General features: G+C 59.6%; 20 protein-coding genes and 4 tRNA genes. 3 read left to right on the top strand and 21 right to left on the bottom strand.

The features are described from left to right. The first annotated feature begins 3 nt into the window (after window positions 1-3). Window positions 4-693, top strand: a complete 690-nt coding sequence (locus F8N44_RS16345; RefSeq protein ID WP_095111733.1) for an endonuclease — start codon at window positions 4-6, stop codon at window positions 691-693. 53 nt (window positions 694-746) lie between these two features. Here F8N44_RS16345 and F8N44_RS16340 read toward each other — a convergent pair whose 3' ends face one another. After that, on the bottom strand, window positions 747-1649 hold the full coding sequence (locus F8N44_RS16340) for a siderophore-interacting protein (RefSeq protein WP_150651022.1): 903 nt from the start codon (window positions 1647-1649) through the stop codon (window positions 747-749). Window positions 1650-1736: 87 nt separating this feature from the next. After that, window positions 1737-2102 carry an SPOR domain-containing protein gene (locus F8N44_RS16335; protein WP_150651021.1) on the bottom strand — a complete coding sequence of 122 codons (366 nt, stop codon included), beginning with the start codon at window positions 2100-2102 and terminating at the stop codon, window positions 1737-1739. A gap of 250 nt (window positions 2103-2352) precedes the next feature. Between F8N44_RS16335 and csrA the strand changes: the two genes are divergently transcribed. Further along, on the top strand, window positions 2353-2547 hold the full coding sequence (csrA, locus tag F8N44_RS16330; protein ID WP_003179932.1) for a carbon storage regulator CsrA: 195 nt from the start codon (window positions 2353-2355) through the stop codon (window positions 2545-2547). Window positions 2548-2772: 225 nt separating this feature from the next. On the opposite strand, the gene F8N44_RS16325 is transcribed toward csrA, so the two are convergent. Both F8N44_RS16325 and F8N44_RS16320 read right to left on the bottom strand, forming a co-directional pair. Next, window positions 2773-3228, bottom strand: a complete 456-nt coding sequence (locus F8N44_RS16325; protein ID WP_150651052.1) for a DUF2214 family protein — start codon at window positions 3226-3228, stop codon at window positions 2773-2775. A 606-nt stretch (window positions 3229-3834) separates the two neighbouring features. Beyond that, window positions 3835-3911 (bottom strand) — tRNA-Val (locus F8N44_RS16320). 183 nt (window positions 3912-4094) lie between these two features. Here F8N44_RS16320 and F8N44_RS16315 point away from each other — a divergent pair. Next, window positions 4095-5378 carry an NAD(P)/FAD-dependent oxidoreductase gene (locus F8N44_RS16315; protein WP_150651020.1) on the top strand — a complete coding sequence of 428 codons (1284 nt, stop codon included), beginning with the start codon at window positions 4095-4097 and terminating at the stop codon, window positions 5376-5378. A gap of 47 nt (window positions 5379-5425) precedes the next feature. Here the strand turns inward: F8N44_RS16315 and F8N44_RS16310 are convergent, their stop codons facing one another. The 17 genes from F8N44_RS16310 to F8N44_RS16230 all read right to left on the bottom strand — a co-directional run bounded on the left by F8N44_RS16310 (window position 5426) and on the right by F8N44_RS16230 (window position 23797). Beyond that, the gene (locus F8N44_RS16310; protein WP_150651019.1) at window positions 5426-6397 is read right to left on the bottom strand and encodes an XdhC family protein; all 972 of its coding nucleotides are present in this window, start codon (window positions 6395-6397) and stop codon (window positions 5426-5428) included. A 1-nt stretch (window position 6398) separates the two neighbouring features. Next, window positions 6399-7634 (bottom strand): c-type cytochrome, encoded by a 1236-nt coding sequence (locus F8N44_RS16305; RefSeq protein ID WP_150651018.1) that lies wholly within the window; start codon window positions 7632-7634, stop codon window positions 6399-6401. A gap of 2 nt (window positions 7635-7636) precedes the next feature. Continuing rightward, window positions 7637-8176 (bottom strand): (2Fe-2S)-binding protein, encoded by a 540-nt coding sequence (locus tag F8N44_RS16300; RefSeq protein ID WP_150651017.1) that lies wholly within the window; start codon window positions 8174-8176, stop codon window positions 7637-7639. Beyond that, window positions 8169-11000, bottom strand: coding sequence for a xanthine dehydrogenase family protein molybdopterin-binding subunit (locus F8N44_RS16295; RefSeq protein ID WP_150651016.1), 2832 nt, complete (start codon window positions 10998-11000; stop codon window positions 8169-8171). The genes F8N44_RS16300 and F8N44_RS16295 overlap by 8 nt, the downstream gene beginning before the upstream one ends. Window positions 11001-11500: 500 nt before the next feature. Further along, window positions 11501-11577: transfer RNA gene (locus F8N44_RS16290), tRNA-Asp, on the bottom strand. A 94-nt stretch (window positions 11578-11671) separates the two neighbouring features. Continuing rightward, window positions 11672-11748 (bottom strand) — tRNA-Asp (locus F8N44_RS16285). Window positions 11749-11803: 55 nt separating this feature from the next. Beyond that, window positions 11804-11879: transfer RNA gene (locus F8N44_RS16280), tRNA-Val, on the bottom strand. Window positions 11880-12046: 167 nt separating this feature from the next. Continuing rightward, window positions 12047-12823, bottom strand: a complete 777-nt coding sequence (locus tag F8N44_RS16275; protein ID WP_150651015.1) for an SDR family oxidoreductase — start codon at window positions 12821-12823, stop codon at window positions 12047-12049. Further along, the gene (locus F8N44_RS16270) at window positions 12820-14031 is read right to left on the bottom strand and encodes an O-succinylhomoserine sulfhydrylase (RefSeq protein ID WP_150651014.1); all 1212 of its coding nucleotides are present in this window, start codon (window positions 14029-14031) and stop codon (window positions 12820-12822) included. Before F8N44_RS16270 ends, F8N44_RS16275 begins: the two co-directional genes overlap by 4 nt. A 73-nt stretch (window positions 14032-14104) precedes the next feature. Beyond that, a complete protein-coding gene (gene purF, locus F8N44_RS16265; protein WP_016984539.1) occupies window positions 14105-15610 on the bottom strand; it encodes an amidophosphoribosyltransferase in 1506 nt (501 codons plus the stop codon). A 41-nt stretch (window positions 15611-15651) separates the two neighbouring features. Then, on the bottom strand, window positions 15652-16212 hold the full coding sequence (locus F8N44_RS16260; protein WP_007913461.1) for a CvpA family protein: 561 nt from the start codon (window positions 16210-16212) through the stop codon (window positions 15652-15654). A 98-nt stretch (window positions 16213-16310) separates the two neighbouring features. Beyond that, entirely contained in the window at window positions 16311-16973 is a 663-nt protein-coding gene (locus F8N44_RS16255) for an SPOR domain-containing protein (protein WP_150651013.1), read from the bottom strand. Next, window positions 16957-18264: a bifunctional tetrahydrofolate synthase/dihydrofolate synthase gene (gene folC, locus F8N44_RS16250; RefSeq protein WP_150651012.1), complete on the bottom strand. Its 1308-nt coding sequence runs from the start codon at window positions 18262-18264 to the stop codon at window positions 16957-16959. Before folC ends, F8N44_RS16255 begins: the two co-directional genes overlap by 17 nt. Further along, window positions 18261-19181: an acetyl-CoA carboxylase, carboxyltransferase subunit beta gene (accD, locus tag F8N44_RS16245; RefSeq protein ID WP_123448656.1), complete on the bottom strand. Its 921-nt coding sequence runs from the start codon at window positions 19179-19181 to the stop codon at window positions 18261-18263. The genes folC and accD overlap by 4 nt, the downstream gene beginning before the upstream one ends. 204 nt (window positions 19182-19385) lie before the next feature. Next, window positions 19386-20012 carry a phosphoribosylanthranilate isomerase gene (locus tag F8N44_RS16240; protein ID WP_150651011.1) on the bottom strand — a complete coding sequence of 209 codons (627 nt, stop codon included), beginning with the start codon at window positions 20010-20012 and terminating at the stop codon, window positions 19386-19388. 65 nt (window positions 20013-20077) lie between these two features. Then, window positions 20078-20902, bottom strand: a complete 825-nt coding sequence (truA, locus tag F8N44_RS16235; RefSeq protein WP_034152768.1) for a tRNA pseudouridine(38-40) synthase TruA — start codon at window positions 20900-20902, stop codon at window positions 20078-20080. Between the two features lie 246 nt (window positions 20903-21148). After that, window positions 21149-23797, bottom strand: coding sequence for a FimV/HubP family polar landmark protein (locus tag F8N44_RS16230; protein WP_150651010.1), 2649 nt, complete (start codon window positions 23795-23797; stop codon window positions 21149-21151). Window positions 23798-23839 lie beyond the last annotated feature (42 nt).

Genomic DNA, 23839 nt, shown 5'->3' with positions numbered 1-23839 from the left:
TCAATGAGTGTCCGCTGTTTTGCATTGCTGTTGCTGTTCATCACCATGGGCGCGCAGGCTGGCGCACCCCGCACATTTACCGAAGCCAAGAAGGTCGCCTGGAAGCTTTACGCACCACAGTCCACAGAGTTTTACTGCGGGTGCAAATACACCGGCAACAAGGTTGATCTGAAAGCCTGCGGTTATGTACCACGCAAGAACGCCAAACGTGCATCACGCATCGAATGGGAGCACATCGTGCCGGCCTGGCAGTTCGGCCATCAGCGCCAATGCTGGCAGGAAGGTGGACGCAAGAACTGCACCCGTTACGACCCCAGCTATCAGAAGGCTGAAGCCGATCTGCATAACCTGGTGCCGAGCATTGGCGAGGTCAATGGCGATCGCAGCAACTTCAGCTACGGTTGGTTGCCAGTGCAGTCCGGGCAGTACGGCTCATGTCTGACCCAGGTCGACTTCAAGGCGAAGAAGGTCATGCCTCGCCCGTCGATTCGCGGCATGATCGCCCGGACTTACTTCTACATGAGCAAGCAATACGGCTTGCGCCTGTCGAAGCAGGATCGACAATTGTATGAAGCGTGGGACAAGACTTACCCGGTGCAGGACTGGGAGCGTCAGCGCAATCAGAGCGTGGCGTGCGTGATGGGACGCGGCAATGAGTTTGTCGGTCCGGTGAACATGAAAGCCTGCGGCTGATCGACACTTAAAAGAAAAGGCCTCGAACGTCATGTCCGAGGCCTTTTTTGTGGCTAGCTGCCTGCCTTGTTGTAGCGCCAGTACCCCATCAGGTTGAGCGACTGCCGCGCGATCCCGCATTCTTTAATCAAGTACCTGCGCAGGCTCATCACCGCAGCGCTTTCTCCAGCGATCCAGCCATAGAAACCCTCACTGGCTGTCTCGGCTGTTTCCCAAAGAATCTCTTTATCGATATCGACCTCGGCCAACTCGACAGCCTGGCCGATGGATGAGGCATGAATGGGTGGAACCGCTTTCTGTACCGCCGCCACCATCAACGTACCAGCACTGGCCTGGCCCCGGATCAGCCACTGCACCGTCAGCCCCGCCCAATCGGGAACCGGCAGCATATCTTCAGGACTGTCGACCTCGAAGAACGCCTGCGTCAGGGGCGGCTCGGCCATAGCAGCCAACTCATCAAGAATGCCCATGGCCGCAGGTAGCGCCGTGCCGTCGGCGACCAGCAGAACCTGCTTGAGGATCTGCGGCGGCTTCCATTCGAATCCTCCGGCGTCCCGTGCTGAAAAGCGGCGATCCGGGGCGAGAATCTGCATCGAATCACCGGGCTGCGCCCGAAGCGCCCAACGCGAAGCCGGTCCGGTTTCGCCATGCAGGACGAAATCAATATCCACTTCGCCCTGTTCGGTACGCAAATGACGAATGGTGTAGGTGCGCATCGCTGGACGTCGATCGGCAATCATTGCCTTGAAGCGGGCGTACCAGCCCTCGCCCTGGGCAAGCCTAGCAGGCGAACCATCAGCCGCAGGAAAAAACAGTTTCACCCTTTGGTCCGGCGCCCAGGTGGCCATTTCTTTAACAGCAGGACTGGCCAGCGTGATCCGCATCATGTGCGGGCTGAGTAAGATTTTGCGATGCAGGAGGACGTCGAACAGCTTGTAAGGATTGGCGGAGGCCATGCGGAGCTCCTTCGGAAAATCGTGACTGACTCGTATAAGACGAGCCACATCCGAGGTCCTTTAGGTCGCTCCGCTGAACTGCAGCAGTTACGGCGTGAGCGGGTGCTCGATCACCACCGATTCAATATTCTGCTTCTTGGCTTTCACCAGAGCGGCATCCACTTGTACTTTTCGGGCTTCAGCTTCGGCTTGCGAGTTGAAAGGACCAATCAGAATTCGCGCTTTGCCACTGTTGTCCTTGATCACCGTAGGCACGAAGGCGTGCTCAATCAACCAGCCGCTCAGGTCGCTGACAGCCTGCGGAGTTTCGCCGCGCACCTCAAGATCCCATTGTGGTGTAGCTGCCGCCGGTGCCGTCACTGCGGCCAATTGTGGTTTTGGTGCATCTACATTCTTGCCTTCGCCACACCCTGCCAATACCAGTGCCGCGACTACCCAAACCAATTTGCGCACAACGCTTTCCTCGAAATTCTCAAAGCCGCGATCTTATCATTCATAAATACTTCGCGAGCCCCGCAAAATGGGCACAAAACAACGAGATTGATGGTTGCAGCCTCTGTATAGTTACGCCCTGGGAATTAATGCCGCTTCTGCGCGTCAGAAAGAGGCACCCAAACCGTGAGACTTCGCACTAATCTATACGTACCACCGACCTCTGCACTGTCTGAATCAGGTGCCCTACAAAGCAATCAAGGAGAAGACCATGCTGATACTCACCCGCAAAGTCGGTGAAAGCATAAACATCGGTGATGACATCACTATCACCATTCTGGGCGTAAGCGGCCAACAGGTTCGCATTGGTATCAACGCTCCGAAAAACGTTGCCGTGCACCGTGAAGAGATTTACCAGCGCATTCAGGCTGGCCTGACCGCCCCGGACAAGCCACAAACCCCCTGAACCAAACGCAGTCAGTAGCCAGTCCGTTTACCTTGTGGAATGACTGGCTAGAGATTCACGCGCCGTATTGCCATCCGCTCCCCACTCTGCTGGGCACGGCGCCTGACACGCAAATCCCGATTACCCTTTCATACCGCCCCCCGCACCCTCTTGCCGCCCGATACTACCTGCCATCACCGAGACTGGCTGTCGGACGTTTCCGATAGCGCGCAGAGAATTCGCCCTCTAACCAAATGTCACGCCTCGCGCCATGCCCGTGGCCGCAATCATCATCAGCACCAACAGCAACGCCTCGACATGACTGATTCGCGCGTACAGTTTTGCGCGTCCGGTATCGATAGCTGCGCCGCGTGCGGACGCGATTCGCCACTTGATCAACGTGATCATCGGGGCGAGTTCGACAATCAGGATCAGCACAAACAGCGTCATCTTCAGATGAAACAGTGGCTGATGAAGGTAATAGTCAGTGCCCTTTTCAAAGCCACCAAACGCCCGCATTCCACCTGTCACCAATAGAATCAACGCAGAAATACCCCATAGATTATCGGCGAGCAAAACGCGCCCGGCCTCACCTGCGCCAGCAGCAAGGCGGCTGAATGCCGTCCCTCGAGTCAGAACCGCCCAAAAGCCCAAGGCGAAAGCCAATAGATGAATAGCAGCAAGAAACCAATGAACCAGCATCGATACCCCCCCATCAAAACGAGTTGAAAATCGGCCAGTCAGTAGTAGTCGAAAAAGCAGGGATTTGCTTGCGGCGCAATCGCCGGGCGCGATGAGGCATTGCGAGGAGAATTTGAAACAGCAGCTGCCAAATCGCAGGCAAAAAAAATCCCAAGCAGCTGATGGAAGCTTGGGATTTAAAAATGCATAAACCGTGGTGGTGAACGCGGGGCGAATGTTACTTAATTCCACGAACAGTAACAACGTTTTTTTGATAACCGGTTGGTTAGTAACAATCGTAACTTGTTCAATATCCACACTTTTTTAAAGGATGCTGGCGACGAACGGCGAATGGTCGGCCAACTGCCTGACCCGACGACGCAGAAATTTCATCGTGGGTGGGGAGACGCCAAAGACTTGCGCACGCCATCCAGCAATGACCGCAAAACGGTGAAGTACGACTCGCTGTGGATCAACACGCCTCGCATGGAATTTCGAATGCCCTGAGATCGACTAAACGCGAAGTCCAGCTGGCGCCCTGATGAGGGCTTGGCAAATCGCAGACAACAAAAAAGGGCCCACCTTTCGGTGAGCCCTTCCAGACCGCCCAGCAGAGCGGATTTTGTTTGGTAGGCGCGATTGGACTCGAACCAACGACCCCCACCATGTCAAGGTGGTGCTCTAACCAACTGAGCTACGTGCCTGCTGTGAGGCGGCATTCTACGGAATTCCGGAGGGGTGTCAACACCTTTTTTTCACCTAACCCTATGAATATGCAAAATATTTAATTTCGAGGCTCCGACGAAGATTTTCCGGTGGCTGGCGGAGGTTTTTCAACTCGGGTAGGATCGACGCACTCGTAAAATATATTAAACAGAGGCTGCAGGATGGCGAACACCCCTTACCCAGAGTCTTATTACGCTGCGTCGGCCAATACCGTACCGCCCCGCCCTGCCTTGCAGGATGACGTGGAGACGGACGTCTGTGTGATCGGCGCCGGGTATACCGGATTGTCCTCTGCCCTGTTTCTGCTGGAAAACGGTTTTCGCGTCACCGTGCTGGAAGCGGCCAAGGTCGGTTTCGGCGCCTCCGGGCGCAATGGCGGGCAGATCGTTAACAGCTACAGCCGTGACATCGACGTGATCGAGCGCAGTGTCGGTCCCAAGCAAGCGAAACTGCTCGGGCAGATGGCGTTCGAGGGCGGTCGGATCATTCGCGAGCGCGTGGCCAAGTACAACATTCAGTGCGACCTGAAGGACGGTGGCGTGTTCGCCGCGCTGACGGCCAAGCAGATGGGTCATCTGGAATCGCAGAAGCGTCTCTGGGAGCGTTTTGGTCATACGCAGCTCGAACTGCTCGATCAACGCCGCATCCGCGAAGTGGTTGCCTGCGATCAGTACGTCGGCGGCATGCTCGACATGAGCGGCGGCCATATTCATCCGCTGAACCTCGCGCTCGGCGAAGCAGCGGCGGTCGAGTCACTCGGCGGCACGATCTATGAGCAGTCGCCTGCCGTGCGCATCGAACGCGGTGCCAGTCCCGTGGTACATACGCCGCAAGGCAAGGTCAGAGCCAAGTTCATTATCGTCGCCGGCAACGCCTACCTCGGCAATCTGGTGCCGGAACTGGCGGCCAAATCGATGCCGTGCGGCACTCAGGTGATCACTACCGAACCGCTAGGTGATGAGCTGGCGAAAGCGCTGCTGCCGCAGGACTACTGCGTTGAAGACTGCAACTACCTGCTCGACTACTACCGACTGACCGGCGACAAGCGCCTGATCTTCGGCGGTGGCGTGGTGTATGGCGCACGTGATCCGGCGAACATCGAGGCGATCATCCGCCCGAAAATGCTCAAGGCGTTCCCCCAGCTCAAGGATGTGAAGATTGACTACGCCTGGACCGGAAATTTCCTGCTGACCCTGTCGCGCTTGCCACAGGTTGGGCGCCTGGGCGACAACATCTATTACTCGCAAGGCTGCAGCGGCCATGGCGTGACCTACACGCATTTGGCAGGCAAAGTCCTCGCCGAAGCGTTGCGCGGTCAGGCTGAGCGCTTCGATGCGTTTGCCGACTTGCCGCACTACCCGTTCCCCGGCGGGCAACTGTTACGCACGCCGTTTGCTGCGTTGGGCGCTTGGTATTACGGCTTACGCGACAAATTCGGGATGTAAAAAAGGGCCGCTGAACAGCGGCCCTTTTTATTCAACACTGAACGGTTTCAGAGCTGATCCCGAGCAATCCCGCTACGGATGCGCAGGATATCCGCCAGCACAGCCAGGGCGATTTCCGCCGGCGTCTTGCTGCCGAGGTTAAGACCAATCGGCGCATGAATCCGCGCCAGCTCAGCCTCCCCCAAGCCGCCAATCCGACGTAACCGCTCGAAGCGCTTCTGCGATGTTTGCAGCGACCCCATTACGCCAATGTAGAACGCCTCTGTGCGCACCGCTTCCATCATTGCCAGATCGTCGATACGAGGATCATGCGTCAGCGCGACGACCGCCGTATCACGATGACAACCACCGTCAGCAATAAACACCGACGGCAATTGCCGACGAATCTCAACGCCACCCAGCACCACGCCTTCCAGCACTTCATCGCGAGGATCACAGAGAATCACTTCAAACCCGAGGCCGACGGCAAATTCGGCACACGCCTGCGCCACGCTGGAATAGCCGGCGAGCAACAAACGCTGCGCTGCGCCAACACGAATGCGCACCTGATCGATCTCGCGCTCGATCCGCGCACCCTGCTCACGATCAGCGAACAGACTGCGCGCACCGCTGGCCAGATCAACCTCGCGAATCAAGCGACGCTGACCGAGCAGCGCAGACTCCAATTCACGCAGATGCGCCTGCACCTCGCAGTCAGCGTCAAATTTCTCAACCAGCACATCGAGAATGCCGCCACAGGGCAGGCTGACCCGCGAGCGCGGATCGTCGCCCTCGCCGTAGCGCACGACATTGACTGCATCGAGAAACACACCTTCGGCGACGCGCTCAAGGAAATCTTCCTCGACGCAGCCACCCGACAGCGAGCCGATCCACTGTCCGCCGTCATTCACCGCCAGCAGCGACCCCGGCGCACGCGGTGCCGAACCGTAGGTGGTCAGCACGGTGCAGAGCCAGATGCGCTGCCCCGCCACCGACCACTCCAGCGCGCGGCGCACCACTTGTAGATCGAGATGCTGCATATCAGTGGGCCTTGTGCTCGATGGACGGTGCGTCGGCTTGCAGTTTCTGCACGTCGCTCACCGCAAGTTCAGCCGACTGACCACCCCAACCTTGACGCAAGTAGTTGAGCAGATCGGTCAGCTGTTCAGGCTTGAGCTTGTCGGCGAAACCCGGCATCGGTTGCATGTGCTCGAAACCGGAGAACTTCTGCTCGCCGATACCGTCCTCGATCACCCGCAGCAGGTTGCGCGGATCTTCCAGACGCAACGTGGTGTTGCCGCGCATGGCCACCGCAATGTGCGGCTTGCCTTCGCCACCGACCGCATGACAACCGGCGCAGACGTTCAGGTATTCCTGCTGGCCGCGCTGGGCGCTGGCGCTGAGTTTCTCTACCGGCACTTCAACCAGCGCTTTGGCTGCCGGCGGTTTGTCGCCGAGCAGGAACGTCGCCATCGCCGCCAGATCGGTATCGCTCAGACCCTGAGTGCTGTTGTGAAACACCGGGAACATCTCGTTGAACATCGTCCCCTGCGCGCTCATGCCGTGTTTGAGGAACGTGCTCAGATCCTGCTCGTTCCAGCCGCGAGCGGCCAGATCAGTAGCGAGCAGGCTCGGCGCCAGATAGCCATTGAGAATGCCGCCAGTCAGGCGTTTGTCCAGCTGCATCGCACCCGGCAGACCGCGCGGGGTGTGGCATTCGCCGCAGTGACCGAGCACTTCGACCATGTACTGGCCGCGTTTCCAGGCTTCACTTGTGCCTTCGGCCGACTCCAGCTTCAGGGCTTTGCCATACATCATGTTCCAGCCGATCAGGCCCGGACGCACGTTGAATGGAAAGCTCAGACTGGTGACCGGCGCTGCACGCTCGATCGGCTCGATGGTTTTCAGGTACGCATGAATCGCATCCGAATCTGCACGCGGCATCAGGTGATACGAGGTGTACGGCATCGCCGGATAGAGGTTCGCGCCATCGCGACGCTTGCCTTCAGTCAGCGCAGCGAAGAACTCGTCATCGTTGTACAGACCGATGCCGTGCTCCTTGCTCGGCGTAATGTTGGTGCCGTAGATCGTGCCGAACGGCGACACAATCGGCAGGCCACCAGCAAATGGTGCGCCGCCCGCTGCTGTGTGGCAGGCCATGCAGTCAGCGGCGCGAGCGAGATACTCGCCGCGCTTGACCTGATCATCGGCATGGGCAAACACCAGCGGCGCAGCGAGGCCGACCGCCAGGGTCAGGCGGGTCAGAAAAAGCTTCATGCTTAACCCTCCTTGACCAGGCCGAGATCGGTCAGCACGTTGCGAGTGGCGTTGTAATAACGCACGTACCCGGTGCAACGGCAGACGTGATGACCGAGGCTGTCCTCGATGACTTGTTCGAGCTTGCTTTGCACGGTCGGCTGGCGTTGCAGTTTCTCGACCAGCACGGTCGCGGCGTTGACGAAGCCCGGTGCGCAGTAGCTGCACTGGAACGCGAATTCGTCGACAAAGCGCTGCTGGATCGGATTCAGTTCGGTGACCTGGCCGCTTTCGTCACGCTTGGCGTGAGCTTCGATGGTGCGGACGTTCTTGCCTTCGAAGTAATGCGCGCCGGTGATGCAGGTGCGCACTTCTTCGCTGGTGCCGTCCGGATTGTCGACGATCACCACGCAGGCGTGGCAGATGCCCTGGCCACAGCCCAGACGCGAACCGGTGAGGTTTTTGTATTCGTGCAGGTAGTCGATCATCGGCAGGTCATCAGGGATGTCCACCGGGCCGACGGATTGACCATTGAGGGTCAGTTGAAGCGGACGATTAGCCATTGAGGGCCTCCTTGATGCGCGCAGCAGTGATTGGCAGATCGCGAACACGTTTACCGATGGCGTGCGCCACGGCGTTACCGATGGCTCCCACAATCGGGATCATCACCACTTCGGCGATGCCTTTCGACGGATCGCTTGGCGACAGCGGTGGCAGAATCTCCGCAGTCTGCTTCCACACGGCAACATGACGCGCCATCGGCAGACGGTAACGGTTGAAGTTCCAGTCACCCTCCCCCGGCCCGCCTTCATACAGCGGCATCTCTTCCATCAAGGCGTGGCCGATGCCCATGGCGATACCGCCTTCGAGCTGACCCTTGACCAGTTCTTCGACCAACACACGACCGCACTCGACCCACGAATGGTGATTGAGCACTTCGACTTCTGCCGAACCTTTGTTGACCTTCAGTTCGACCAACGTGGCAACCGGGCTGTAGTAAGTCACCGCAGCGTTGTTCAACTGGACCACCGGGTAATTGATGTTCTGGCGATCCAACAGGTGGAAACCGGACGTGGTCATCAACGCTTTCTTCGCTTTCGGCGCGCCGTCACCGTATTTCACCGCCAGACCGTCGAGCGGCAGACGTTCGCGCACGCCGTCGATGCTGTATTCGGCCTCGGCCCAGCTCCAGCGGTTGAATGCGTGAACGGTGGCGCCGGTCACCAGGCCACGCTCGTGAGCGTGTTTGGCCAGCTCTTCGAAGGTCAACGGCTGCATGCCGTTGGCGGTGAGCTTGCCGTCGACCCAGTGCGCATCTTCGCGACGCACGACGTAAGGGTTGGCTTGACCGCCGTAAGGACCCTGACGCCAGATCTCCATGGCCGCCGGCCACAAACCGTTGTTGAACAGCACGCGTGCCGCTTCACGGGTGGCGTGGCTGAAATAGTAGGCAGAGTTGGTCGCCGACGAAGCCGAAGCCAGTTTGCCGACCCAACGTGGGTTGCGCAGCAGGTTGTCCTGCTCGGCCTGGCTCATGATGTAAGGGTTGCCGCTGGTGATCAGCTGCATTTCCTTCCATTCGGTTTCGCCGGTCTTCACTTCGTGCGCCGGGCTGCCGAGGAAATCGGCGACGACCAGGGCTTGCGAGGTGGACATGCCGGTGCCGATTTCGATACCGATGTGGCGCAAAGTAATGCGACCGTCAGCGGTGAATTCGATGCTGGCCATCGGCGCTTCAGAACCGGTGCCGAAGTCTTTCTGGCAGATGGCAAAACCGACGCCGTACCAGTTGTCCGGGTCGGCGGCTTCGCGCTGTTTCTTGATCGCGTCGCGGTTTTTCCAGACTTCGTGTACCGAGGCCTTGTCGAGGATTTCGTGCAGGCGCAAGGCACCGGCCGGGATCGCGCCCTGGGTATTTTTCATGCCCGAACGCAGGGCGTTCTTGCGACGCAAGTCGATGGCATCGACACCGAGGCGATTGGCGATTTCGTCGACCATCATCTCGGTCGCCGCCATGCTTTGCAGGGTGCCGTAACCGCGCATCGAACCTGCCTCAACGCCACGTGAGTGGTAGGCGGTCACCTGCAGGTCGTTCTGCGGCATGTAGTAGATCGACTGCGCCGCCGTGGCGCCAACCGCCGCTACCGACGGGCTGTAGTTGATCCGGCCACCACCGTCGACGCTCATTTCCGCGCGGAAAATCTTGAAGGTGTAGTCGTTCTTGTCCACGGCCAGTTGGTAGCGAATGTCGAACGGGTGGCGCTTGATGCCGCTCTGGAACTGCTCGTAGCGATCGTTGGCCAAGCGTACCGGCACACCAGCACCGTACAACGCGGCGAGGGCTGCGTAGTAGACGAAGATGTTGTGGTCTTTGGAACCGTAACCGACGGTGTAACCCGGGTGCATGTTCAGATTGTCGAGGCCGAAGCGCGACGGCGCGATCATTTTCGCGGTCTCGGTCGCCGCTTCCAATGGGCACTGGGTAGCCACCACGAAGTGCAGGGTTTTGGTTTTCGGGTCGTACCAGCCGTTGCCGTTGTCCGGCTCCATCGCGGCCGGTTCGATCGACGGGGTTTTGTAGCGCTCGTCGAACACCAGCCAGTTGTCCGGCGGCGTATCGATCTCGTTCTTCATGCGGTCAGCGTAGAACAGGCCGCGCTCGGTCAGGTTGCCGTGCAGGTTCGGTTGGGAATTCCACACCGGACGACGGTTTTTCAGCATCGGAAACAGAATCGAGTCCTTGAGGCTGGCGAACTCATCTTCATCAGCCGAGGTCGCGCCGCCCACACGTACGTAGCGGAAGCTGCCATACGGATCGCCTTCGTAGAACGGCACTTTGGCACCGTAACGAATCGCTTTGTCATTGAATTTGAGTTTGTTCTTCGCCTGACGGAAACGCTCAAAGTCGTTCCAGATCAGGATCGCCACCGGGTGACCGATGAACATCGGCACCTTGCCTTCCGGCAGCAGTGGGTCCGGCGCGTGCTCTTCCGGGAAGACAATGCCGTCCTTGTCCAGATCCGCGGCGGTGACGATACGGTCAGGCTGCAAGTCAGCGCCAAGCCACGACAGGTCATAGCCGTCGTAGATGCGGTCAGCCTTGATGGTTTTCAGCAGCATGGCGTGGCCTTGCTGTTCAGGCCAGCCCGGCATGTCCTTGGAGCGGATGTCGCGGGCAAAGACTTTGCTGCCGCAGACTTTGGACAGGGCATCGTTTCGCTGACGCGCCTTGCCGTTGTTACCGAGCCACTTCTCGGACGGCACGGTAACGCTGTTTTCCATCAAGGCAGCCAGCGCCTGACTGCTGAGCGGCGTGAGCGTGACGCTCACACCCGCCACCAGCCCGCCCTGGAGGAACGAGCGCCGGGATATTTCACGGTTGGACATGGATCATCCTCTGGGCGGTTATGTGTCCGCCCTTCTGGTTATCTACTGGGGAATCTCGAGTCTTGCAGAAGCCCTTCTTGGCTAAACAAAGGGCGTGTTGACAGTGCAAAGCTGACCGAAAGGTTAACTTTAAAGGTTTCTGCGCTCGCAGCAAACAACCAGTTACAAAAATTTGACTAAAGAATCAAAAAATCAATGCGACGTGAGACCGCATGAGGCCAATTGCCCCACGCCATACTCATGTAGGAGCTGTCGAGTGAAACGAGGCTGCGATCTTTTGATCTTGTTTTTTACGATCAAGATCAAAAGATCGCAGCGTGCCGCAGCTCCTACATGGATTCGTGTTGGGCGCTGGATAATGGGGAAGAGAAAAAGAAGGGGAGGCAAATTTCAGACACAAAAAACCCCGGTCTTTCGACCAGGGTCTTTGCTATCGATTCCGAATCAACCAAAGGTTGCTTTCGGTGCTTCAAGGCGTTCAGTGGTCCTTGAAGCAGATATGGCGCAGCGGACGGGACTCGAACCCGCGACCCCCGGCGTGACAGGCCGGTATTCTAACCGACTGAACTACCGCTGCGTATCGCTTTGAGCTTGCGCTCAAGTAACTCGTTTTGACTGCAAGCTTCGGTGCTTTGCAATCGCGAACCAGACAATGCCTGACTCGTAAAATATGGCGCAGCGGACGGGACTCGAACCCGCGACCCCCGGCGTGACAGGCCGGTATTCTAACCGACTGAACTACCGCTGCGCGTCGGTGCAGGCACTTTCAGCCTACGTTCTTGCTTACGCAAGTCTCTCGGGAGTGGTGGGTGATGACGGGATCGAACCGCCGACATTCTGCTTGTAAGGCAGACGCTCTCCCAGCTGAGCTAATCACCCGTTTGCATCTCCGAGGCCGCGAAATTTACGCAGGTAGCGAACCTAAGTCAATAGCAGGATTGAAGTTTTTCTGAAAAAGACGAAATTGAGTCAATCCCGGAAGAAAGTATCAACCTTGAACCGCTATCGCGAGCAGGCTCACTCCTACAAGTTTGCGGCTTCGCTTCTTAGTCCGTGTAAATCATCTTCTTGGTCATACCGCCATCGACGACGAATTCCTGCCCGGTGACAAATCCGGCATTCCTCGACAGCAACCAGGCGACCATCGCCGCGACATCTTCAACTGTCCCTACCCTGCCCGCTGGATGCTGAGCATGATCGGCATCCGCCAAAGGTTCAGCACGACGCGCAGAAGGATCACGCGCATCGATCCAGCCCGGACTGACCGCGTTGACGCGAATCTCCGGCCCCAGGCTGATCGCCAGCGCATGCGTCAGCGCCAGCAAGCCGCCCTTGCTCGCCGCATAGGCCTCGGAGTCAGCCTCCGACTGCCGCGCTCGGGTCGAGGCCAGATTGACGATCGAACCGTTGTGCGCGCGCAGATACGGCGCACAGTGCTTGGCCAGCAACATCGGCCCACTGAGGTTCACCGCCAGCACGCGATTCCAGTACGCCAGATCGAGGCTTTCCAGGGTGATGTTGTGCGGATCAGCCACCGCCGCGTTGCACACCAGCGCATCGAGACGACCAAACTGCCCCAGCACTTCAGCAACCCCAAGCGCGACCTGACTTTCATCGGCAACGTCCATGGCGATGAACCAGGCATTTTCGCCCAGCACCTTCGCCACTTTCGAACCGCGCGCACGATCCAGATCGGTCAGCACCACTTGCCAGCCTTCGCTGATCAGCCATGCCGCGATCCCCAGACCGATACCGCGCGCGGCACCCGTGACCAGTGCAACGCGGCCATGGGTACCCGCTGTCGGAGTGGACAACTCGATCACAACGCTGCCAGACCGCGTGCCAGATCGGCTTGCAGATCCGCGACATCTTCCAGACCGACCGCAATGCGAATCAGGCTGTCACGAATGCCCGCCGCTTCCCGCTCCTGCGGCGCCAGACGGCCGTGAGACGTGGTGCTCGGATGCGTGATGGTGGTTTTGCTGTCACCGAGGTTGGCCGTGATCGAAATCAGCCGGGTGGCATCGATAAAGCGCCAGGCGCCCTCTTTGCCGCCCTTGACCTCAAAACTCACTACCGCACCGAAGCCTTTCTGCTGACGCTGAGCCAGTTCGTGCTGCGGATGGCTCTTCAGACCGGCGTAATGGACTTTCTCGATGCCGTCCTGCTGCTCCAGCCATTCGGCCAGCTCCTGGGCGTTGGCGCAGTGCGCCTTCATCCGCAGGTTCAGGGTTTCCAGGCCTTTGAGGAAGATCCACGCGTTGAACGGGCTCAAGGTCGGCCCGGCGGTGCGCAGGAAGCCGACGATCTCTTTCATCTGTTCGCTGCGGCCCGCAACCACACCGCCCATGCAACGGCCCTGTCCGTCGATGAACTTGGTCGCCGAGTGCACAACGATGTCTGCACCCATTTTCAGCGGTTGCTGCAACGCTGGCGTGCAGAAGCAGTTGTCGACCACCAGCATCGCGCCTTTGGCGTGCGCGATTTCAGCCAGTGCGGTGATATCAACCAGTTCGGCCAGTGGGTTGGATGGCGACTCGACAAAGAGCAGTTTGGTGTTGGACTTGATCGCCGCACCCCAGGCCGACAGGTCAGCCAACGGAACGTAATCGACTTCAACGCCGAAACGTTTGAAGTACTTCTCGAACAGGCTGATGGTCGAACCGAACACACTGCGCGAAACCAGAACGTGATCGCCGGCGCTGCACAGGCTCATTACCACCGCCATGATCGCGGCCATGCCAGTTGCAGTCGCTACGGCCTGCTCGGCGCTTTCCAACGCAGCAATGCGCTCTTCGAACGCGCGCACGGTCGGGTTGGTGTAACGCGAGTAAACGTTGCCCGGCACTTCCCCGGCAAACCGCGCGGCGGCGTCGGCAGCGGTGCGGAACACGTAGCTGGAGGTGAAGAACATCGGATCACCGTGCTCGCCTTCCGGCGTACGGTGCTGACCGGCACGTACGGCCAGGGTATCGAACGCTACGCCTTCAAGGTCGCTGTCCAGCCGACCGGCATCCCATTCCTGACTCATGCTGTCACTCCTTGCCCTGTTCTCGAAAATTGAAAGTCAGATACAAAACCGGCCCCTCAGGGCCGGTAGAAACTCAGTTGTTGTACAGATCGATGATCGCACTGACCGCTTGGGTCTTGACCTTCGAGGCATCGTTGCGTGCCTGTTCGATCTTGTCCAGATAAGCCTCGTCGACGTCGCCGGTGACGTACTTGCCGTCAAACACCGCGCAATCGAAGTTCTCGATTTTGATCTTGCCGCCGCCGACTGCTTCGATCAAGTCAGGCAGGTCCTGATAGATCAGCCAGTCAGCGCCGATCAGATCCGCCACGTCCTGAGTCGAACGGTTGTGCGCGATCAGTTCGTGCGCGCTCGGCATGTCGATGCCGTATACGTTCGGGAAGCGTACCGCTGGCGCTGCCGAGCAGAAGTAGACGTTTTTCGCACCGGCTTCACGGGCCATCTGGATGATCTGCTTGCACGTGGTGCCGCGCACGATCGAGTCGTCGACCAGCATCACGTTCTTGCCGCGGAATTCCAGCTCGATGGCGTTGAGCTTCTGACGCACCGACTTCTTGCGCGCCGCCTGGCCCGGCATGATGAAGGTACGGCCGATGTAACGGTTCTTGACGAAACCTTCGCGGAATTTCACGCCCAGGTGGTTGGCCAGTTCCAGTGCTGCGGTACGGCTGGTGTCCGGAATCGGGATAACCACGTCAATGTCGTGCTCTGGACGCTCGCGCAGGATCTTCTCGGCGAGCTTCTCACCCATGCGCAGACGGGCCTTGTAGACCGACACGCCGTCGATGATCGAATCCGGACGCGCCAGGTAGACGTGTTCGAAGATGCACGGGGTCAGGGACGGGTTGGTCGCGCACTGACGGGTGTGCAGCTTGCCGTCTTCAGTGATGTAGACCGCTTCGCCCGGAGCCAAGTCGCGAATCAGGGTGAAACCGAGCACGTCCAGCGAAACGCTTTCCGAGGCGATCATGTACTCGACGCCTTCGTCGGTGTGACGCTGGCCGAACACGATCGGACGGATGCCGTGCGGGTCGCGGAAACCGACGATGCCGTAACCGGTCACCATGGCGACTACTGCATAACCGCCGACGCAACGGTTGTGCACGTCGGTCACGGCGGCAAACACGTCTTCTTCGGTCGGCTGCAGCTTGCCGCGCTGAGCCAGCTCGTGGGCGAACACGTTCAGCAGCACTTCCGAGTCGGAACTGGTGTTGACGTGACGCAGATCGGATTCGTAAATCTCTTTGGCCAACTGTTCGACGTTGGTCAGGTTACCGTTGTGCGCCAGGGTGATGCCGTAAGGCGAGTTGACGTAAAACGGCTGGGCTTCGGCCGAAGTCGAGCTGCCCGCGGTCGGGTAACGGACGTGGCCGATACCCATGTGGCCGACCAGACGCTGCATGTGACGCTGTTGAAACACGTCACGCACCAGGCCATTGTCCTTGCGCAGGAACAACCGGCCATCATGGCTGGTCACGATACCGGCAGCGTCCTGGCCGCGGTGCTGGAGCACGGTTAGCGCGTCATACAGCGCCTGATTGACGTTCGACTTACCGACGATACCGACGATGCCACACATGCGACGCAACCCCTACTTAATGGATCTGAACTGAACAACACTCACTGAGGCGTTTTCGCCGACGGCAAGAGTTGCTCCTTGAACGGAATATCAGCGGGTACGCTGATTCCGCTGGCAAGCCACTGACTGCTCCACCCGAGTATCAGGTTTTTGGACCAATCAGCGACCAATAGAAATTTTGGTACGAGCTGTGATTCTTTCCACCACCCGTCCTGCTGTACCGGCCCCAGGCTCAACAGCCCGACCGCCACGACCACCAGCAACACGCCACGCGCTGCGCCGAAGGCCATGCCGAGGAATCGATCGGTCCCGGACAACCCGGTGACGCGAACCAACTCGCCGATAAGATAATTGATCATTGCGCCCACGATCAGTGTGGCGACAAACATGATGGCACAGCCCGCGATCACGCGAGCCGATGGGGTTTCGATGTATCCGGCGAGGTACTCGGACAATGAGCCACCGAACATCCAGGCGACGACTCCTGCGATGATCCAGGTCACCAGCGATAATGCTTCCTTGACGAAGCCGCGGCTCAAACTGATCAAAGCGGAGATGGCGATGATTGCAACGATCGCCCAGTCAACCCAGGTAAATGGCACAGTGCAGCCTACAGACGGATAAGGCGGCGCATTTTAGCAGAGCGCATGCCTCTCGGTAAGCTGCGATTGTCAGTGCATTTCAATCGAGGCGATAGTTTTTAACCGCGCTCAGGCTGGAAGCGCACGACAAAACCCTTGAGGTTCTGCTGACGACCCAACAGATCCCGCAGACGATCGGCTTCGGCACGCTCGATCAGCGGACCGACAAATACCCGATTCTTGCCATCGGCCGAACGGATATAGGCGTTGTAGCCTTGGCTGCGCAGGGTTTTCTGCAAACTCTCTGCACTGGCGCGACTCGACAGACTGGCCAGCTGCACCGACCAGCTCACCGACAGGCCATTGGCATCGACGCGGCTTTGCGTGGTGTCAGGCTTGCTTGAGGCCGCAGTGATCGGCTGAGCAGGTGCCGGAATCGGCTTGGCCACCGCGGGCGGCGCAACAGGCTTGGTGATCATAATGGGCGCTGTCGGTGCCGGTGCCGGTGCCGGCGCAGCGGATGCAGCAGGCGCCGTGTCTTCGGCGACTTCTTCATCGGTCGGCACTGGCTCTTGCGGCAAGGCTTGCGGCTCGGGAACAGCCACGGTTTCCATTTGCACTTGCGGCACGGCAGGCGCTTGCGGCGCGGCAGGCGCTTCGACAGTCACCTGACGCTGCTCATCCTGACGGGAAAACAGCATCGGCAGGAAGATCACCGCCAGCGCAACCAGCACCAAAGCGCCAACCATGCGCTGCTTGTACGCTTTATCCAGCAAAGCCATTTGCCGCTTCCTCCGTGGAGCGCCGGGACAGCCATTCGAGGGCCTCGGCGACACAATAAAATGATCCGAACAACAGAATCTCGTCGTCGCTGGTCGCCACGGCGCACTGCCCTTCCAGTGCGGACGCGACACTGTCGTAAGACGTGACGGCGGCGCCAAGGTTCTGCAGTGCCGCGTGCAACTCAGCCACAGGGCGCGCGCGCGGTGAATCCAGCGGCGCTACAGCCCAGTGCTCGACACTAGCATTCAATTCGCTGACAACACCATCCAGATCCTTGTCGACCAACAGACCGAACACCGCCAGACGCTTGCCGACGGGCGGACGCGAGGCCAGACGACGGGCCAGATACTCGGCGGCATGCGGGTTATGCCCTACATCCAGCAACAGGTTCAGACGCTTGCCGTTCCACTCGAACGAGCGGCGATCCAGTCGACCGACCACGCGAGTCGCCTGCAACGCCGCCACAATCTGTTGCGCACTCCACGGCAAACCGAGCAACAGATACGCCTGCAACGCCAACGCGGCGTTTTCCATCGGCAGATCGAGCAGCGGCAAGTCACGCAATTCGACAGCCTGCCCTTGCGCATCGGTACCGCGCCACTGCCAGTGCTGATCAGTGATGCCGAGATCGAAGTCACGCCCACGCAGGAAGAACGGACAGGCCAGTTCACGCGCCTTGTCGAGCAACGGTTGTGGAGGATTCAGATCGCCGCACAAGGCAGGTTTGCCCTGACGGAAAATTCCGGCTTTCTCGAAAGCCACGGATTCGCGGGTGTCGCCCAGATAATCGGCATGATCGACGCCAATGCTAGTGACCAGCGCGATGTCGGCATCGACCACGTTGACCGTGTCCAGACGCCCGCCCAGCCCGACTTCCAGCACCACCGCATCGAGCCCGGCCTGCTGAAACAGCCAGAACGCCGCAAGGGTGCCCATTTCGAAGTAAGTCAGGGAAGTGTCGCCGCGCCCGGCCTCGACCGCAGCAAAGGCTTCGCACAGCTGCGCGTCAGTGGCTTCGACGCCATTGAGCTGCACCCGCTCGTTGTAACGCAGCAGGTGCGGAGAATTGTAGACACCAACGCTCAGGCCCTGCGCGCGCAGCAATGAAGCCACGAAAGCGCAGGTCGACCCCTTGCCGTTGGTGCCGGTGACCGTAATCACCCGAGGCGCCGGCTGGCCCAGCCCCATGCGGGACGCTACCTGTTGCGAACGCTCCAGGCCCATGTCGATGGCCGACGGATGCAACTGCTCAAGGTAGGCGAGCCATTCGCCAAGGGTGCGCTCGGTCATAGGCCAGCAGGTACCGGTGGAACTACGATCGGCTCGATTGGCGCGGCGACGAACTTCGGCGTCGGCTTGCCAGTCATCTGTGCCAGCAGGTTACCCAGACGCGGGCGCAGTTCCTGACGGTGGATGATCATGTCGATTGCACCGTGCTCCAGGAGGAATTCGCTGCGCTGGAAGCCTTCCGGCAGTTTTTCACGCACGGTTTGTTCGATAACACGCGGACCGGCGAAGCCGATCAGGGCTTTCGGCTCACCGACGATGACGTCGCCGAGCATCGCCAGACTCGCGGAAACACCGCCGTAGACCGGGTCGGTCAGTACGGAGATGAACGGAATGCCTTCTTCACGCAGACGCGCCAGCACAGCCGAAGTCTTGGCCATCTGCATCAGCGAGATCAGCGCTTCCTGCATGCGCGCACCACCAGAGGCGGCGAAGCAGATCATCGGGCAGCGATTTTCCAGGGCGTAGTTGGCGGCGCGTACGAAGCGCTCACCGACGATGGCGCCCATGGAACCGCCCATGAAGTTGAATTCGAACGCGGAAACCACCACTGGCATGCCCAGCAAGGTACCGCTGACCGAGATCAGCGCGTCTTTCTCGCCAGTCTGCTTCTGTGCAGCGGTCAGGCGATCCTTGTACTTCTTGCCGTCGCGGAACTTCAGACGGTCAACCGGCTCAAGATCGGCGCCCAGTTCGTTGCGACCTTCAGCATCGAGGAAGATATCGATGCGTGCACGTGCGCCGATGCGCATGTGGTGGTTGCATTTGGGGCAAACGTCCAGGGTCTTTTCCAGCTCCGGACGATACAGCACCGCCTCGCAGGACGGGCATTTGTGCCACAGACCTTCAGGGACCGAGCTCTTCTTGACCTCGGAACGCATGATCGAAGGGATCAGTTTGTCTACTAACCAGTTGCTCATGCTTTCTTTCTCCAGTACCGGCGGCCCGAACGCTCTGGTTCGCAGCCCCGCGTATGCCCTTCAGCTAAATTCATGTGTGTGGCGATGGTTGATGAACAGCCACGGTCAGCGCGAAACATGACCTGCGTACATTCCATTAACCCTCAGCCGCGCCTGCTTTGTGCAAGTGCATTGATGGACGGCGGCAGACTGCCAGCCGTCACATCAATATGGCGCTTTGCGTACAGCGTCGATGAACGCTCGAACCTTTGCGTGATCCTTGATGCCCTTGCTCGCCTCTACTCCACCACTGACGTCTACCGCATAGGGTTTTACCCGAGCCACGGCATCCGCGACATTCTCCGGCGTCAAACCACCCGCGAGAATCAACGGCTTGCTCAAAACCTGCGGAATCAATGACCAGTCGAACGCCTCACCGGTTCCGCCGGGCACACCTTCGACATAAGTGTCGAGCAGCACGCCGCTGGCGCTCGGGTAGGCATCAACCGCTGCCGCAATGTCATCGCCGGCCTTGACCCGCAACGCCTTGATGTACGGACGATGCCAGCCTTCGCAGTCTTCAGCGACTTCATCGCCATGGAACTGCAACAGATCCAGCGGCACGGCATCGAGGATTTCCCCCAGCTCGCAACGACTGGCATTGACGAACAAACCCACGGTGGTCACAAACGGCGGTAACGCCTTGATGATCGCCCGCGCCTGCTGCACGGATACTGCACGCGGACTCTTGGCGTAGAACACGAACCCGATCGCATCCGCCCCGGCCTCAACGGCGGCCAGCGCGTCTTCTATGCGGGTAATCCCGCAGATCTTGCTGCGAACGGCTGACATTTCGAGAAAAACTCCGAGGCAAAATCCGGGAAAGTCCCGGATGGTAACAAAAGCGTTCGAGGGCGTCAGCCGTCAAGTTCGGAGAAACCCGTAAGGAAATGTGGCCCGATAAAACGCTCGGGCAACGGGAATTCATCGTGGTACTCGACCTGCACCAGATACAGGCCGTACGGATGCGCTGTGACGCCGCCAGAACGACGCTCACGACTCTCCAGGACTTCCTTCATCCACTCCACCGGTCGCTCGCCGGCACCAATGGTCATCAATACGCCAGCGATATTGCGCACCATGTGATGCAAAAACGCATTGGCGCGGATGTCGAGCACGATCATCTTGCCGTGCCGGGTCACGCGCAGGTGATGCATCTTCTTGATCGGCGACTTGGCTTGGCATTGGCCGGCACGAAAAGCACTGAAATCGTGAGTGCCGATCAGGTACTGCGCAGCCTCGGCCATGCGCTCGACGTCCAGCGGGCGGTGGTTCCAGGTGATTTCTTCGTTGAGATGCGCCGGGCGGATCTGATCGTTGTAGATCACGTAGCGATAACGCCGGGCGATGGCTTTGAACCGCGCATGAAAATGCGCCGGCATCACCCGCGCCCAACTGACGCTGATGTCGTGAGGCAGATTGATGTTGGCGCCCATGACCCAGGCTTTCAGCGAACGATCGACGGTCGTATCGAAATGCACCACCTGCCCGCAGGCATGCACGCCCGCGTCGGTGCGCCCGGCGCACTGCAGTGAAACCGGTGAGTTGGCGACTTTCGACAGGGCTTTTTCGAGTTCTTCCTGAACCGTCGCCACACCCGTCAACTGACGCTGCCAGCCGCTGTAGCGCGAGCCTTTGTACTCAACGCCCAGCGCGACGCGGTAAAAGCCGTCGGGGGCCATTTCGGCGACCGGGTTATCTATGTTTGCCAAGGTGGGACAGCCTGCTGTTTGTGCAAAGGCGGGCATTATAAGGCTGTGGACCGGGGATACCAGTTTCAAGATCAAAAGATCGCAGCCTTCGGCAGCTCCTACAGGGGAACGCCATCTCATGTAGGAGCTGGCGAAGGCTGCGATCTTTTGATTCAAAAAAGACAAACAAAAACGGCAGCCTCAATGGGCTGCCGCTTTCGTTCACCGCTGGACTTACTACAAGCTCGAAAGCATGTCCTTGGCCTCACCACGCTGCTTCTCGTCACCCTCAGTCAACACTTCATTGAGGATGTCGCGTGCACCGTCGCTGTCGCCCATGTCGATGTAGGCCTGAGCCAGATCAAGCTTGGTCGCCGCTTCATCGGTGCCGGCGAGGAAGTCGAAATCGTCTTCGCCAAGATCATCACCCTTCATGGCATCGGCTTCGGTGAAGGTCGGCTCGGCAATGCTTTGCGACAGGCGATCCAGCTCGGCGTTGACGTCGTCCAGTTCGGCCGCGAACGCATCAGGTTCGGCCGCTGGGTTGCTGTCCATTTCGTCGGCCAGCGACAGATCGAAATCGGCCGGCAGTTCCAGATCATCCTGCGGCACGTCAGCCACCACCGGCGCCTCGACTGGCGGCAGATCCTTCACGCCTTCGTCCAGGTCCAGCAGGAAGTCATCGTCAGCCAGATCAACTGCCGGAGCCGCCGGCTCGGCACCGAGATCCAGATCAAGGTCGAAGTCCGACAGATCATCCAGGTTTTCTTTGATATCGGTCTGCTGCTGCAGCACCGACTCGAAGCTCAGGTCATCGTCGGACGGGAATTCGTCGAGCTCGACCGGCGCTTCTGGCTCAACCACGGGCGCAGGCTCTACCGGGGTGATGTTATCGAGATCGTCCAGACTCAGATCAAACGCGCTGTCGAGGTCGTCTTCCACTGGCGACGGCGCAGGTGCTTCAGGCTCATCCAGCAGCAGATCCTTGACGTATTGCGCGTCCAGCTCGGCAGCCACCGCAGCAGCGGCCAGACCCGAAGCCGCGACCACGGCCATGGCCGGGAAGCGGCTTTTCAGCTCTTCGACCTTGGCGAAGTTGTCGCCATTGGCCACCAGTTGACGCTCCTGACCGACGAACGCATCGCGATCACCCTGCTGACCGTAGACTTCCATCAGCTTCAGACGCAGATCACTGCGCTGCGGCTCCAGGCTGACGCCCTCTTCCAGCAACGCGGCAGCCTGATTCAGGCGACCGGCGTTGATGTGCGATTGTGCCTTGTCGAGCACATCATCAGAGCGCTCGGCGGCCGGCGCCACCAGCGGCGCGGCAATCGGCTCAGCCATTACGATCGGGGCGACGACCGGGGCCACTACGGGTGCCGGAGCAGGTGCAGCCGCCGGAGTGTTGAGCTTGACGCTCGCCGCCGGGGTTTCGAGACCTTCGAAGCTGCTTTCCGGCAGATCCTGCTCGGCGGAGAATGTTTGCTCTTCCGACAGGGCACGCGCCATGCGCAGGTGTTTCTCGGCTTCCTGCTGAGCTTTGCGGCGACGTGCCAGCAGCAACAGCAGGAGCAGCAGGACAACTGCACCGCCACCGATCAGACCCAGCAGAACCGGATTGGTCAGCAGTTCATTGAAGGTTTTCTCTTCATCGACAGGTGGCTTCGGCGCTACAACGGGTTCAACCGGTGTTTCAGCCGGTGGCGCAATCGCCGACTCTGGCGTCGGCGCCGCTTCTGCTGGAGTGGCTGGCGGCGTGGCGGCCAGTTCAGCCGTGATTGCAGGCACCGCCGGTGCGGCAGCGTTGGCGGCTGGTGCAGCGCCCGCCCCTTCGGCCTGCAGTTTCGCCAGCTGATTGTTCTTCAGCTCGATCAGTTTTTGCAGCTTGTCCATCTGGCTTTGCAGATCGGACATGCGGCTTTTCAGCTCCTCATTGTCACGACGGGTCGTGTCGAGGCTTTCCTGGGTGACCGCAAGCTTGTTGCTCAGCGCCTTGGCGTCACCCGCCGGGCCTTTGCCGCGCGCCTTGGCGCTTTCGGCGGAGACCAGACTCAGATTGTCTTGAGCATCCTGTGCCGCGCCAGCATTGCCGCGACCACGGTTGGTCGCATCGAGTTGCTGCTGACCGGTGCCTGGCTTGGCCACATAACGACGGCCCGAGCGCCAGGCCTCGTTCTGCGCCGCGACTTCGGCAATGGCCTTGGACTGTGGCAACGCCGTGCTCTGCACCGCATCCGGCAGGCGCAGTACCTGGCCAGTTTTCAGACGGTTGATGTTGCCGCCGATGAACGCATCCGGGTTCAGCGCTTGAATCGCCAGCATGGTCTGCTGCACCGAACCACCGTTGCGCGCCTTCGCGGCGATTTCCCAGAGGGTATCGCGCGGCGTGGTGGTGTATTGCGTCGGGTGCGTGGCGCCAGTGGTCGGCGCGGTGATGGTCTGCGACGGCGCCGGTTGTGCGGCGGCGTCAGCGGTCTCTGGCGAGAACTTCGACGGATCGAGCAGCACGCTGTAATCGCGCAGCAGACGGCCGTTTGGCCACATCACCTGCACGAGGAATTTCACCATCGGCTCCGACAGCGGCTTGCTCGACGTTACGCGCAGCACGCTTTTGCCACTGGCGTTGAGCACCGGGGTGAAGGTCAGATCATTGAGGAAAGCCTGGCGATCGACGCCGGCCTTGGCAAAGTCTTCAGGTGAAGCCAGGCTCGGCACCACTTCGGCAGCGGTGAGATCCTTGACGTCGAGCAGCTCGATTTCAGCCACCAGCGGCTGGTTCAGGGTCGACTTCAGGGTCAGCTCCCCGAGCCCGAGGGCATGCGCCATACCGGAGGACAGCGCCGAGGCGGCCGCTATTGCTAACACCAGTTTGCGAACTTGAACCATAGCCTCATCCTTTGTTTGAACGTTCCTCGGCCAGCGAGAAGA

Origin of the sequence: Pseudomonas fluorescens, from assembly GCF_902497745.1 — a bacterium.
GTDB classification, from domain to species: Bacteria; Pseudomonadota; Gammaproteobacteria; order Pseudomonadales; family Pseudomonadaceae; genus Aquipseudomonas; species Aquipseudomonas fluorescens_BM.
This window is presented reverse-complemented; position numbering and strand designations above follow the sequence as displayed.